Annotated in this window: 8 protein-coding genes; 5 read left to right on the top strand and 3 right to left on the bottom strand. The window is 68.7% G+C overall.

Annotated elements, in window-relative coordinates; all coding sequences use genetic code 11:
• Positions 1–1,182: an acetyl-CoA C-acyltransferase family protein gene (locus EDC22_RS14215; protein WP_132807341.1), complete on the top strand. Its 1,182-nt coding sequence runs from the start codon at positions 1–3 to the stop codon at positions 1,180–1,182.
• Between the two features lie 150 nt (positions 1,183–1,332).
• On the opposite strand, the gene EDC22_RS14210 is transcribed toward EDC22_RS14215, so the two are convergent.
• Both EDC22_RS14210 and amaB read right to left on the bottom strand, forming a co-directional pair.
• Entirely contained in the window at positions 1,333–3,417 is a 2,085-nt protein-coding gene (locus EDC22_RS14210; RefSeq protein ID WP_245499768.1) for an ATP-dependent helicase, read from the bottom strand.
• 121 nt (positions 3,418–3,538) lie between these two features.
• A complete protein-coding gene (gene amaB / locus EDC22_RS14205; protein WP_132807340.1) occupies positions 3,539–5,035 on the bottom strand; it encodes an L-piperidine-6-carboxylate dehydrogenase in 1,497 nt (498 codons plus the stop codon).
• A 432-nt stretch (positions 5,036–5,467) separates the two neighbouring features.
• Here amaB and EDC22_RS14200 point away from each other — a divergent pair, with 432 nt between their 5' ends.
• Positions 5,468–7,969, top strand: a complete 2,502-nt coding sequence (locus tag EDC22_RS14200) for a cation:proton antiporter (RefSeq protein WP_132807339.1) — start codon at positions 5,468–5,470, stop codon at positions 7,967–7,969.
• On the opposite strand, the gene EDC22_RS14195 is transcribed toward EDC22_RS14200, so the two are convergent.
• Positions 7,966–8,535 carry a phosphonate degradation HD-domain oxygenase gene (locus EDC22_RS14195; RefSeq protein WP_132807338.1) on the bottom strand — a complete coding sequence of 190 codons (570 nt, stop codon included), beginning with the start codon at positions 8,533–8,535 and terminating at the stop codon, positions 7,966–7,968. The genes EDC22_RS14200 and EDC22_RS14195 overlap by 4 nt on opposite strands.
• Positions 8,536–8,680: 145 nt before the next feature.
• Between EDC22_RS14195 and EDC22_RS14190 the strand changes: the two genes are divergently transcribed.
• The 3 genes from EDC22_RS14190 (at position 8,681) to EDC22_RS14180 (ending at position 13,651) form a co-directional block, all read left to right on the top strand.
• Positions 8,681–10,030, top strand: coding sequence for an NAD(P)/FAD-dependent oxidoreductase (locus EDC22_RS14190; RefSeq protein WP_132807337.1), 1,350 nt, complete (start codon positions 8,681–8,683; stop codon positions 10,028–10,030).
• A 323-nt stretch (positions 10,031–10,353) separates the two neighbouring features.
• The gene (locus tag EDC22_RS14185) at positions 10,354–12,024 is read left to right on the top strand and encodes a thiamine pyrophosphate-dependent enzyme (protein WP_132807336.1); all 1,671 of its coding nucleotides are present in this window, start codon (positions 10,354–10,356) and stop codon (positions 12,022–12,024) included.
• A gap of 94 nt (positions 12,025–12,118) precedes the next feature.
• A complete protein-coding gene (locus EDC22_RS14180; RefSeq protein WP_165926915.1) occupies positions 12,119–13,651 on the top strand; it encodes an adenylate/guanylate cyclase domain-containing protein in 1,533 nt (510 codons plus the stop codon).
• Positions 13,652–13,665: the final 14 nt, after the last annotated feature.

The following is a 13,665-nucleotide window of genomic DNA, read 5'->3' as shown; positions in this document are numbered from 1 at the left end:
ATGACCGAGAGCGTCGTCATCGTCGGCGGAGTGCGCACCGCCATCGGCACATTCGGCGGGTCGCTGGCGGGGCTGCCGCCGACCGCGCTGGGCGCGGCCTGTGTGACCGAGGCGCTGAAGCGGGCAAATGTCGCCCCGGAGACGGTCGGCCACGTCGTATTCGGCAGCGTCATCCAGACCGAGCCGCGCGACGCCTATCTCGCCCGTGTCGCGGCGATCGAGGGCGGCGTCCCGAAGGAGGTGCCGGCAATGACGGTCAACCGCCTGTGCGGATCCGGCGCGCAGGCGATTGTCTCGGCGGCTCAGGCGATCCTGCTCGGTGACGCGGATACGGCAGTCGCCGGTGGCGCCGAATCGATGAGCCGGGCGCCCTACCTGCTGGCGGCGGCCCGTTTCGGCCAGAAGATGGGCGATACCACGGTGGTGGATGGGCTCACCGGCGCGCTCAACGATCCGTTCGGCGCAGGACACATGGGCATCACGGCGGAGAACGTCGCAGCGAAGTGGCAGGTCTCGCGCGCCGATCAGGACGGGTTCGCGGTCGAGAGCCAGAAGCGCGCGGCGCGCGCCATCGCCGAGGGCCGCTTCCGTGACCAGATCCTGCCGATCGAGGTGAAGAAGGGGCGCGAAACGGTCATGTTCGACACCGACGAGCATCCCAGACCGGACACGACGCTCGAGACGCTCGCCGGTTTGCGCGCCGTCTTCAAGAAGGACGGCACCGTGACGGCGGGCAATGCCTCGGGCATCAATGACGGCGCCGCCGCGCTGGTGCTGACGAGCGAGAGCCGGGCGTCCCGTGACGGCCTGAAGCCGCTTGCGCGCATCGTCGGCTATGCCCATGCCGGCGTCGAGCCCTCCGAGATGGGCATCGGCCCGGTGCCGGCAGTGCAGGCGCTTGTGAAGCGCACCGGTCTGGCGATTTCCGATTTCGACGTGATCGAATCCAACGAGGCCTTCGCCGCCCAGGCGCTGGCGGTCAGCCGCGAACTCGGGCTCGATCCGGAGAAGGTCAATCCCAATGGCGGCGCCATCGCGCTCGGCCATCCGGTCGGCGCAACGGGGGCGATCATCACCGTCAAGGCGCTCTACGAGCTGATGCGCACGGGCGGCCGCTACGGCCTCATCACCATGTGCATCGGCGGCGGGCAGGGCATCGCGCTCGCCATCGAGCGGCTGTAGGGACAGGCGGGACACCATCCGCGTCTGAAATCGGTTGGCGCGGGCGCCGGGCGCGATTTTCCCTCACCCCGACGCTTCGCGCCGAGCCTCTGCCGCAAGGGCAGAGGGGTTCGGCTGCAGGTGCTTCTCCAGGCAGCCGCGACTGCCGGTTCACGAGCCCCACATGCCACGCATGCGCTGCTTCAGGTCGATGCGGGGCAGCGGTGCGGCCTCCGGGGCGGGCAGGTCTGCGGCCGCTGGCGGCCATGAGAGCAGCGTGAATCGATCGAGCAGTGCGTCGGGAATGAAGCGGGTGCGGCAGGCATAGACATGGCGGTCGCCGCGCGCCTGCTGGCCATGAGTGAAGAAGCGCTGCGGCGTCACGATGTGCAGGGCGTCCCTGGCCCGTGTCATCGCGACATAGAGCAGGCGGCGTTCCTCCTCTATCTCGGCCGTCGAGCCCGTCGCCATGTCCGAGGGGATGCAGCCGTCGACCGCGTTCAGAACGAATACCGACGACCATTCCTGCCCCTTGGCGGAGTGGATGGTCGACAGGATCAGGTAGTCCTCGTCGAGATGCGGCGGTCCGGCCTCGGCGCTGGTCGCCTCAGGCGGATCGAGGGTGAGGTCCGTGAGGAATCGCTGGCGGTCCGGATATCCGGCCGCGATCTGCTCGAGCTGGATCAGGTCCGCCCGGCGCACCGCGCAATCGTCATGCAGGCGCTGCAGATGCGGCTCATACCATAGCCGGACCGCCTCCAGCTCAGCCGGCCAGCCCGAGCGGCTGGCAACGAGGTCTGCAAAGAGCGCGACGAAGGCCTGCCAGTCGGCGGCTGCACGGGGCGGCGGCTCGAACCGATCGAGTGCGTCGGCTCGCCCCCCTGTCTCGACGATCCGGTCCACCAGCCGCCCCGCCGTCGAGGGGCCGATACCGGGCAGGAGCTGCGCCACGCGGAAGCCCGCCACGCGATCGCGCGGGTTCTCGGCGAACCGCAGGACCGCGAGCACATCCTTGACATGGGCAGCCTCAAGAAACTTCAGCCCGCCGAACTTCACGAACGGGATGTTGCGACGGGCAAGCTCGATCTCGAGCGGCCCGGAATGGTGCGAAGCGCGGAACAGCACCGCCTGCGACTTCAAGGCGATGCCGGCCTCGCGGTAGTCGAGAACCCGCCCGGCGACATAGGCCGCCTGATCGGTCTCGTCGCGCACGGTAACGATCTGCGGCTTCTCCGCCGAATGCCGGTCCGACCAAAGGTTCTTGGTGAACCGCTCGTCGGCGAGCGCGATCACCGCGTTGGCGGCCTCGAGGATCGGCACTGTCGAACGATAGTTCCGCTCGAGCGTCACGATCCGCGCCGGCGGGTCGAAGCGGCCGGGAAAGTCGAGGATGTTGCGCACGGTGGCGGCGCGGAACGAATAGATCGACTGGGCGTCGTCGCCGACGACGGTGACGCCCCGTCCATCCGGTTTCAACGCCATCAGCACATCGGCCTGCAGGGTGTTGGTGTCCTGGTATTCGTCGACCAGAACGTGGTCGAACCGCGCCCCGAGCGCTGCGGCATGGGCCGGTTCGGCGAGCATCTGCGCCCAGTAGAGCAACAGGTCGTCGTAATCGAGCACGTTCTGCGCCTGCTTGGCCTCGACATAGGCCGCGAACAGACGGCGCAGCTCCGCGTCCCAGCCGGCGCACCAGGGGAAATGCCGCAGCAGGATCTCGTCGAGCGGTGCCCGGGCATTGACCGCGCGCGAATAGATCGACAGGCAGGTCGCCTTTGCCGGGAAGCGGCTCTCGGTCCTTGAGAGGCCGAGTTCGTGCCGCACGAGGTTCATCAGGTCGGCGGAATCCGACCGGTCGTGGATCGTGAAGGCCGGATCGAGCCCGATCTCGGCGGCATGCTCGCGCAGGATGCGGGCGCCGATGGCATGGAAGGTGCCCGTCCAGGTGAGAGCCTGTGCCACGGCATCGGCTCGGTTGCCGAGCACGCGGCGCACGATCCGGTCGACGCGCCGAGCCATTTCGGCGGCGGCACGGCGCGAAAAGGTGAGCAGCAGGATCCGGCGCGGATCGGTGCCGTTGAGGATCAGATGCGCAACCCGGTGGGCAAGCGTGTTGGTCTTGCCCGATCCCGCGCCGGCGATCACGAGCAGCGGCCCGCACGCGCCATCCGCGCCGGCGGCGGCACCCACCCCGTATTCCACGGCGCGGCGCTGGTCCGGATTGAGCGCGGACAGGGGGTCGGCGGTCGTGGTCACGGCGAATCAGCGTTGCAGGTTCACGCCGCCAGCAAGCACGTTTCCCGTTTTGTTCGCAATCGGTCCGGCGCCGGGCGTCCCGCGACGCGTCGGCCGAGCTCGCCCCGGATCGGCGCGTCCGTCAGATCTCGAACCTCACGCCCTGCGCCAGCGGCAGTTCGCGCGAGTAGTTGATCGTGTTCGTGGCCCGGCGCATGTAGGACTTCCAGGCGTCCGAGCCGGACTCGCGCCCGCCGCCGGTCTCCTTTTCGCCGCCGAAGGCGCCGCCGATCTCCGCCCCCGAAGGACCGATATTGACGTTGGCGATGCCGCAGTCAGAGCCGGCCGCCGACATGAAGAACTCCGCCTCGCGGATGTCGTTGGTGAAGATGCATGAGGACAGGCCCTGCGGTACGTCGTTGTGCATTGCGATCGCGTCGGCGAAGTCCGAATAGGTCATCACGTAGAGAATCGGCGCGAAGGTCTCTTCGGCCACGATCGCGGTCTGCGACGGCATCTCGACGATGGCCGGGCGGACATAGGCGCCCGCAGGCACGCCCTCCGTCACCGGCTCGCCGCCATGGACGATGCCGCCGTCGGCTCTTGCCTGCCTCAACGCCGCCTGCATCCGCTCGAGCGCCTGCCGGTCGATCAGCGGCCCGACCAGGGTGCCGGAGTCGAGCGGGTTGCCGATCGGCGCCGACGCGTAGGCCTTGCGCAGTCGCTCGACGAGCGTGTCCTTGATGCTCTCGTGCACGATCAGGCGTCGCAGCGATGTGCAGCGCTGGCCGCAGGTGCCGATCGCCGAAAAGGTGATCGCCCGCACCGCCAGATCGAGATCGGCCGACGGCGCGACGATCATCGCGTTGTTGCCGCCAAGTTCTAGGATCACTCGCCCGAAACGCTCCGCGACCTTGGGCGCCACCGCGCGGCCCATGCGCGTCGAGCCGGTCGCCGAAACGATCGCCACGTCACGGGAGGCAACCAGCGCCTCGCCGGCATCGGCCCGGCCGATCACCACCTGGCTCAATCCCCGAGGTGCCCTGCCGAAGCGGGCCATCGCCTTCTCGAGGATCTTCTGACAGGCAAGCGCAGTCAACGGCGTCTTCTCCGATGGCTTCCAGATGACCGGATTGCCGCAGACCAGCGCGATCGCGGCGTTCCACGACCAGACGGCGACGGGAAAGTTGAACGCGGTGATGACGGCGGTCACTCCCATCGGATGCCAGGTCTCCATCATTCGATGGCCCGGCCGCTCGGATGCGATGGTCAGCCCGTAGAGCTGGCGCGACAGGCCTACGGCGAAATCGCAGATGTCGATCATTTCCTGGACCTCGCCCTGTCCCTCGGAGAGGATCTTGCCGGCCTCGAGCGACACCAGGCGGCCGAGCGGCTCCTTCGCCGCGCGCAGCTCTTCGCCGAGCAGGCGGACCAATTCGCCGCGCACCGGCGCCGGCACCGTCCGCCACTGCCGGAAGGCATCGCGCGCTGCGGCAATCATCGCGGGAATCTCGCTCAGCGGCGTCTCGGCGACAGCAGCGATCTTCGAACCGTCGACCGGTGTATGCACGGCCAGCGTGCCTCCGGAAATGGCCGCTCCGGAAAGATCGACATCCTGCAATATGGTCGCGTAGTTCATGACGGGTCCCCGAGTTCGGATATGCCGTGGCGCTGTCGCACAGGGGCTTCGGCGATCGTCGGCTGCGTGTCAACCACCCGCCGTCGGCGGCAGCCATGCGCGGCTGTCGCGGATCGCGCGGTCGCAGGTGACGTAAAGGTAGAGCTGATATACGAGGTCGGCGAAGCGAACTCCAGAACATATTTGGAACCAAATATGTACTTTGATGGGTCATCCTGGATGAATCGAGCCGTTGGCAGAGTCTGTTGGAGGGTCGGTCAGGACGGGACTGGGGGGGAGGCGTCCGGGCAATGTCCCGGAAGCATTTGGCCGGTCTCGATGCACGGCATCCTTGAGCCGTCCTGGCCGCACATGTAGGACTGCCGCGATGCGACAGACGCTTCGTTGGAGCGCACCGGGACGGATCCGGCGCGGCTTCCCGCGGCCATCCCGATGCTGAGCCTCACCAACACGATCCTCATCCTCGCCGGCCTGATGGTGCTGATCAGCACGTTGCAACCGATGGCGGCGCGGCTGAACCTGCCGAACACCGTGCTCCTCGCCGTCGTCGGGATCGTCGTGGCGCTGGGCGCCACGCATCTGGCGCAGTTCGGGCTTGCCTTCGAGGGGATGTCCGAAGCACTGCTCGGGGTGCCGATCACCTCCGCAGGCTTCCTCTACATCTTCCTGCCGATCCTGCTGTTCCAGGCCGCTCTCGGTATCGACGTGCGGCGGATGATCGACGATGCGGTGCCGATCTTCGTGCTGGCGGTCGTTGCGGTGGTGGTCGCGACGGCGGTGATCGGACTGGTGCTGTGGCCGTTCGCCGGAGTGTCGCTGGTCGTCTGCCTGCTGCTCGGCTCGATCGTTGCAACCACGGATCCCGCCGCGGTGGTTGCCATCTTCCGCGATCTCGGCGCGCCGGGGCGACTGACGCGGCTGGTCGAGGGCGAGAGCCTGCTCAACGATGCAACCGCGATTGTCCTGTTCACGGTGCTCCTCGGCATCCTGCTGACCGGCGATCAACCCGCTCTGGGCCGCACCGTCGGCATGTTCCTGATCTCGCTGTTCGGCGGTGCTGCGGTTGGATACGTGATCGCGCGGCTGGCGATGGAACTGGTGCTCGCCCTGCGCGAGTCGCGTGGCGCGGAGCTGACGCTGTCGATCGCAGTGCCGTATCTGGCTTTCGTCATCAGCGAGCGCTTCCTTGCGGTCTCCGGCGTTGTCGCCGTGGTGATGGCGGGTCTCGTGATCGGCGTGCTCGGCCGCAACCGGCTGGCGCCAGCCAACTGGAAGTTTCTCGAGGAAGTCTGGGAACAGTTCGCCTTCCTGGCGGGATCGCTGGTGTTCGTCCTGGCGGCGCTGCGCGTGCCACGGCTGCTGATCGGCGTCAACTGGCTGGACGTGGGGCTGATCGGGCTCGTTGTCGTCGCCTCGCTCGGCGCGCGTGCGCTGGTCCTGTTCGGCCTCTTGCCGCTGCTCGGACTTGCCGGCTTCGGGCAGAAGATCAGCACGCCGTTCAAGTTCGTCATCGTCTGGGGCGGTCTGCGCGGCGCGGTGACGCTGGCGCTGGCGCTGTCGATCACCGAGAACCCGCTGATCGTGCCGGAGGTGCAGCGCTTCGTCGCGATCCTGGCGACCGGCTTCGTCCTGTTCACCCTGCTGGTCGGCGGGACGACGCTGCGGCCGGTGATCCGGCTTCTCGGCATCGACCGGCTGAGCCCTCTCGATCAGGCGCTACGGACACAGATCCTGACGCTCTCGCTCGATTCCGCGCGCGATGCCGTTCTGCAGATCGCCCGGCAATACCGGATCGGATCCGTCTCCGTCGACGACGTGCTCGAGCCGCTGGCGCGCAATCTCGGCGATGTCGCCCGCGGCGAGGGCGCGGACGAGGAGGGAGCGACCGAGATCCCCGAGGCGGACAGGCTGACCATGGGGCTGGTGGCGCTGGCCCAGCGCGAGCGCGAGCTTGTTGCCGAGCATGCCGCCGGCGGAGCGATCGCCCGCGGCATCGCCTCGCGTCTGCTGGCCGAGACCGAACTGGCGATCGACCAGACCCGGTCAGCCGGACGCGAGGGCTATCTGCGCGCCGCGGCCCGGCGGGTCGGATTCGCGTGGACGTTCCGGGTCGCGCACCTCCTGCACCGGGTGTTCGCCATGGACGGGCCGCTGGAACGACGGGTCGCGGACCGTTTCGAGACGCTGATGGTCACGCGCATCGTGCTCGAGGAACTGGAGCACTTCGTCGGCAGCAAGCTGTCGCCCCTCTTCGGGCGGCGGATTGCCCAGAAGCTGCGCGAGGTGCTTGCCGAGCGATCCGATGGGGTCGTCGCCGCGCTCGATGCCCTGCGGCTGCAGTATCCGGAATATGCAGCCGAGATCGAACGGCGGTTCCTGACCCAGCTTGCCGTGCGGCTGGAAACCGCCGAAGTGGACGGGTTGCGCGAGGCGGCGCTGATCGGCCCGGAGCTGCACGGGGCGCTGAAGCGCGAGCTGGCGGCCGTCCGCAGATCGATGGCGCAGCGGCCGCGGCTCGATCTTGGTCTCAACACGCGGGCTCTCGTGGAGGGGTTTCCGATGTTCTCCACGCTTGCCGAGGAGGAGCGGGAGAAGATCTGTGCGCTGCTGCGCCCGCGGCTTGCCCTGCCGGACGAACTGCTGATCCGTCGTGGCGACCGCGGGGCTTCGGTGTTCTTCATCTCCTCGGGAGCCATTGAGGTCGACACCGGCCGTACCCGCATACGGCTTGGCCGCGGCGACTTCTTCGGCGAAATGGCGCTGATCACCGGCCAGCGCCGTCAGGCCGATGTCCGGGCGCTCGGCTATTGCCAGCTGCTGCTGCTTGAGGAGCCCGACTTCAGGCGGCTCCTCGTGCAGAATCCCTCGATCAAGGCGCGCATCGACGCCGTGGCGGAGGAACGCCAGCGGATGAACCTGCAACCGGAGTCCTAGCCGCCGGCCGAACCGGCCCGCGGGGTGGCGCGCGAGGCTTCCACCTCCGGCCGGAAATCCTCGATGGGTGGTGTCACCGCCTCGACGTCCTTGGCGAGATCATCCCAGATGCGAAGCCGAACCGCATCCGAGGCGTATGGCCGGTCGATGAAGCGAGCCGCCTCGGCGTCGGAGAAGGGGCCACCCTGGACCTTGAGCGAGGCGACCGATGCCGGCGACAGGCCGGCCAGGTAGCGCGGATCGACTGCGCACAGATAGCGCTTCGCCGCCACGTGCATCCGGATCGGCTCGGTCACCTCGGGACCGAACCAGCGCGCGAGATGGTCCGCGGCGACCTCCTCGTGCATCATGTCGATGCCGTGCTCGGCCATGTCTTGGTTGTCGGCGACGAGGTGGCCGAAGTCGTGCAGCAGTGCCGCAGTCACCAGCCCGGCCGAGGCACCGGCCTGGCGGGCGAGCACGGCACATTGCAGGGCATGCTGAAGCTGCGTCACTGCCTCGCCGCCATACATCTCGTGGCCGCGGGTCAGCATCGTGGTGAATAGGTCATCGATGATCGCATCCATCTTGTCCTCCCGTCGCGCCGGCACGCGTCGGCCGGGCCGGTCGCGGCCATTTCGGCATGATAGGGACCGGCGATGTCGGTTTTCGGACAGGAGGCGCGCATTGCGGGCAGTGTCGTTCGGCAGGCCCGCGCGATAGGATGGCGCCATGAGACATCTCTACCATCCTGCAGCCAGCGACCCTGCGACGCCCGTGGACAGCTACTGGGCGGCGACTGCCCCGCCCCTGACGATTGCGGCGGCGCCTCTGGAGAGCGACGAGAGTTGTGACGTCGCGATCATCGGCGGCGGCTACACGGGCCTGTCGGCGGCACTGCACCTCGCCCGCGACCATGGCATCGACGTGCGCGTGCTCGAGCGCGCCGAGCCGGGCTGGGGCGCCTCCGGCCGCAACGGCGGCTTCTGCTGCATCGGCGGCGCCAAGGTATCCTACCGGGTCCTGATCGGCCGCCACGGTCTCGACGAGGTGCGCCGCTTCTTCGCCGCGCAGCGCGCGGCCGTGGAGCTGGTCGGCGAGATTGCCGATGCGGAAGGGCTCGACATCGACCGGACCGGAAGCGGCGACCTGGAAATCGCGCATCGTGCGAACCGGATCCGCGACCTCGAGGCGCATCGCGACTTCATGCGCGAGACGTTCGGCGTCTCCTGCCGGCTCATCGCCAAGCCGGATCTGGCCGCCAATGGTTGCTCCAACGCGGAAGCGGAAGCTGCGCTGGAACTGCCGTTTGGCTTTGGGCTCCATCCCCTGAAATTTGCGCGTGGGCTCGCGGCGGCCGCTGCACGGCATGGCGCCCGGCTGCATGGCCACAGTCCGGTCGAGGCGTGGCAGACGGCGGACGGGCTGCATCGGCTGTCGACGCCGGGCGGCACGCTCAGGGCGCGACGGGTGGTCGTTGCGACCAACGGCTACACGCCGGAAGACCTGCATCCGGGCTTGGCGGGGCGGCTGCTGCCTGCGCTTTCGAATGTCCTGACCACGCGGCCGTTGCGTCCGCAGGAGCTGGCGGTGCAGGGCTGGACGACCAGCACCATGGCCTATGACAGCCGCAACCTGCTCCACTATTTCCGGCTGCTGCCGGACGGCAGCTTCCTGTTCGGCGCGCGCGGCGGGGTTGATGCCTCGCCCGACTCCCTGGCCGCCATGCGGGCCAATCTGACGCGGCAATTCCACCGCATGTTTCCGGCCTGGCAAGGGGTCGAGATCACCCATTTCTGGCGCGGTTTCGTCTGCCTCGCCCGCGATCTGGTGCCCCATGTCGGGCGCCTGCCGGACGACCCGTCCGTCATCCACGCCTTCGCCTATCACGGCAACGGCGTGTCGATGGGCACGTGGTCGGGCCGGGCAGCGGCTGAACTTGCGGTCGGGCGGCGGCCGGATCGCGAGATCGTGCCGGCGGTGATGGGCGCGCCGCTGAGGCGGTTTCCGCTGCCCGGGCTCAGGCCGCTGTATCTGAGGGCGGCCTATGCAGGCTTCTGGGTGAAGGACGAGATCCTGTAGACGACGGTGCCTCCGTCGGTCGATTCGCGATCGGTGTCACCTGCCCCCCGCTCCCGACGGCACGGCCGGCCGCATCCGGCCACTGAGTCATTTCCAACGCCCCTCGGCGTCATCCGCGACGGCCGCGAGTCCCATCCGGGATCGGACGGGCCGGACGGCAGACCGCACGGGCGCCCAGAGGCCGACTCGCCGGCTCCCGCTCCGAATCCGGTCATGAGGACGGGGTGGGATCGGGGCGCCCCGTGCATGGCGACTCTGCCGTGTTTCCCCCGCGGTCACGAACACCTATGACAGCATTCCGGAAACAGGACGGAGGTACGGCGATGGTAGAGCGGATATCGGCGGGCGAGGCCTTTGCAAGGGCTCTCGTCGCGAACGGGATCGACACTGTGTTCGCGATTCCGGGCGTCCAGACCTACCCGATCTTCGACGGCCTCGCCAGGCAGGCCGATGCGATCCGCACGGTGACGCCGCGCCACGAGCAGGCGACCGCCTACATGGCCTATGGCTACGCTGCGTCGACAGGCAGGGTCGGCGCCTATTCGGTGGTACCCGGCCCGGGCGTGCTCAATGCCTCGGCAGCGCTGGCGACGGCGTATGCCAACGATGCGCCGGTGCTCTGCCTGACCGGTCAGGTGCCCAGCGACTTCCTCGGGCGCGGGCGCGGTGCGCTGCACGAGATTCCCGACCAGCTGGGCATCATGGCGCGGCTCAACAAGCATGCTGCCCACGTGGAGCGGCCGCAGGACGTTCCTGCGGCGGTCAACCGGGCGCTGGCGGCGATGCTGTCAGGCCGACCGGGGCCGGGCTATCTCGAAATGTGCATGGACAGGCTGGCCGCGCAGGCGCCGGTGGAGCGTGCCGTCGCCGCCGAGATCCCGCCGCCACCCGCCGTCGATCCGGACGAGATCGCTCGCGCCGTGGCCATCCTGAAGGACTGCCGGCGGCCGGTGATCATGGTCGGCGGCGGGGCGCAGCACGCGCGCGCCGAGGTCCGCGCCCTGGCTGAGGTGCTGGGCGCGCCTGTCACCGCGTTCCGCTCGGGACGTGGGGTAGTGGCCGAGGACGACCCGCTCGGCCTGTCCAGCGCGGCGGCCCATGAGCTGTGGCCGGAGACGGATGCGCTGATCGGCATCGGCAGCCGCTGCGAAATGCAGTACATGCGCTGGGGCGGCGGCATGATGCGCCTCGTCGACCGGCCGGCGCCGCCACCCTGGCTGATCCGCATCGACATCGACCCGACCGAGATGGTCCGTCTGAAGCCGCATGCCGGGATCGTGGCGGACGCTGCCGAAGGGGCGCGGCTGCTCGCCGAGGCGATCGGCCGGGTGCGTGCGCCCGAGCCGGACACGGCCGACTGGATCGCCGGAGCGAAGGCCGCCGCGGCGCGCAAGATCGCCCGTGTCGAGCCGCACATCTCTTACCTGAAGGTGATCCGCGACGTGCTGCCGCGCGACGGCTTTCTGGTCGAGGAGCTGTGCCAGGCGGGCTTCGTCTCCTACTATGGCTTCCCGGTCTACGAGCCGCGCACCTATGTCAGTTCCGGCTACCAGGGTACGCTCGGCTTCGGCTTTCCGACCGCGCTCGGCGTCAAGGTGGCGAATCCGGACCGGGCGGTCATCTCGATCACCGGCGACGGCGGCTTCATGTTCGGCGTGCAGGATCTTGCGACCGCTGTCGCCGAACGGATCAGCCTCGTCACCGTGCTGTTCAACAACGGGGCGTTCGGCAACGTGCGGCGTGATCAGAAGACGCTGTTCGACGGCCGGATCATCGCCTCCGAACTCGCCAATCCGGATTTCCTCAAGCTCGCCGAGAGTTTCGGCGTGGCAGGCCATCGCGTCCACAGCCCGGACGCGCTGCGCCCGGTGCTCGAACTGGCGCTGGCCGACGATGCGCCGGCGCTGATCGAGGTCGTCGTCGATCCCGACAGCGAGGTAAGCCCGTGGGAGTTCATCCACCCGCCGGTGCCGGGAGAGCAGCGAAGCAGATGACGCCGACCGTCAGTCCGCCCCGCGCTTCCGCGGCGGACGCGCTTCTGGTTGAATGAGGCCGCACATCCGCGGGGTCCCGAGCCGGCAGATTTCGATGCAGCGCAAGATCACCGTCATCCTGTGTGCCGATGTGGTCGGTTACGCGCGGCTGATGGCCGAGGACGAGGAGGAGACGCTCCGCCGGCTGGTGAACTACCGCAAGGTGTTCGAGGATTTCGTCGGCCAGTATAACGGCCGCATCTTCAACACCGCGGGCGATGCGGTGCTGGCCGAGTTCCGCTCGTCCGTCGATGCTGTGCGGGCGGCGATCGACATCCAGGAGACGCTGAGGACGCGCAACTACGGCTACCCCCAGTCGCGTCAGATGCTGTTCCGCATCGGCATCACCATCGGCGACGTGGTGGAGCGGGATGGTGATCTGCTCGGCGATGCCGTGAACGTCGCTGCCCGTCTGCAGGGACTCGCGGCACCTGGGGGCATCTGGGTGTCGCGCACGGTGCACGAGCAGGTGGCGGGAAAGATGTCGTTGCACTTCCGCGATCTCGGCGCCCATCCGGTCAAGAACATTCCGCAGCCGGTGCATGTCTATGCGGTGATGGCAGGGGGGGCCGAGCTCGAGCCTGCCGGCGCTGCGCCCGCCAAGGCCGCAGCCGGGACTCGGCGAGCCTGGAGCACGGCGGCCGTGCTGGCGACAGTGGTTGCGATCGCAGCCGGCGGCGTCGCGTTCTGGACCATGGACCATACCGCCGATGTGACGCCGCCGTCCGACAGACCTGCGGCACCGCTGGCGGCACCGGCCGCAACGGCGGCAACGTCCGAAGGGGCCGTCGCAGGTACCTTCATAGCCGAGCGGGTGCCGTTCCTGCGCGAGGACAACCGCAACGACATCAAGGATTCCTACGTGCCGGCCCGCGACCACAAGGCGCTGGCGATCAACCGCTACGGCTACGGCTTTGCGGTTGCGGAACCCTCGGAGGCGGTCGCCCGCGACAAGGCGCTGGCCGCGTGCACGAGCGCGACCAACGAGGCCTGCGAGATCTACGCCGTGGGCGACACGATGGTGTGGCCGCATCCGCTGCCTGCCATGCCGCCACAGCCCTGGCTGCGAGAGGTTGCCGGCGGCGGCGAGCCGTTCGACCCGGACCGGGTCCCGTTTGCCCGCGCGTCTGACCGTGCGCTGATCGAAAGCTTCAGCGAGCGGCCGTTGCCACGCGCGCTGGCGATCAATGACGACGGGCTGATCGGCATGAGCTGGGGCGGGACGGGACGGCTCGATCCGGTGCGCCGGTCGCTCGAATTCTGCGGCGACCGCGCCGGCGTGCCGTGCCTGCTGGCGGCGGTAGACGATCGGTTCGCCTTTCCGTTTCCTGAAGGTGTCGAGATCGAGGGCCTGTTCCGGCCGGAGAGCGATATGGCGTTGAGCCCTGCCCAGCGCGAGCGGGTGATGGCGGTCTACGCCGGACCGGACTGGCGCGCGGTGGCGGTCGGGGCGGGCGACATCGGTGTCACCGTCGGGCGCGGCAGCCAGCGCGAGGCGACGGAGTCGGCCATGGCGGAGTGCCGCCGCACGGCTCCGGATTGCCGGATCCTGGCGATCAACACCTTCCGGGTTGCCGCCAGACCATGAGACACGCGAGCACA

This window comes from Tepidamorphus gemmatus, from assembly GCF_004346195.1.
Taxonomy (GTDB): domain Bacteria; phylum Pseudomonadota; class Alphaproteobacteria; order Rhizobiales; family Tepidamorphaceae; genus Tepidamorphus; species Tepidamorphus gemmatus.
Note: the sequence above shows the minus strand (reverse complement) of the source record. Positions and strands in the feature narration are given on the sequence as shown.

What these genes read in the sequence shown, in the direction of transcription:
- EDC22_RS14180 (WP_165926915.1), top strand. Translation starts at nt 12,119, where the DNA reads ATGCAGCGCAAGATCACCGTCATCCTGTGTGCCGATGTGGTCGGTTAC.
- EDC22_RS14200 (WP_132807339.1), top strand. Translation starts at nt 5,468, where the DNA reads ATGCTGAGCCTCACCAACACGATCCTCATCCTCGCCGGCCTGATGGTG.
- EDC22_RS14190 (WP_132807337.1), top strand. Translation starts at nt 8,681, where the DNA reads ATGAGACATCTCTACCATCCTGCAGCCAGCGACCCTGCGACGCCCGTG.
- EDC22_RS14215 (WP_132807341.1), top strand. Translation starts at nt 1, where the DNA reads ATGACCGAGAGCGTCGTCATCGTCGGCGGAGTGCGCACCGCCATCGGC.
- EDC22_RS14185 (WP_132807336.1), top strand. Translation starts at nt 10,354, where the DNA reads ATGGTAGAGCGGATATCGGCGGGCGAGGCCTTTGCAAGGGCTCTCGTC.
- amaB (WP_132807340.1), bottom strand. Translation starts at nt 5,035, where the DNA reads ATGAACTACGCGACCATATTGCAGGATGTCGATCTTTCCGGAGCGGCC.
- EDC22_RS14195 (WP_132807338.1), bottom strand. Translation starts at nt 8,535, where the DNA reads ATGGATGCGATCATCGATGACCTATTCACCACGATGCTGACCCGCGGC.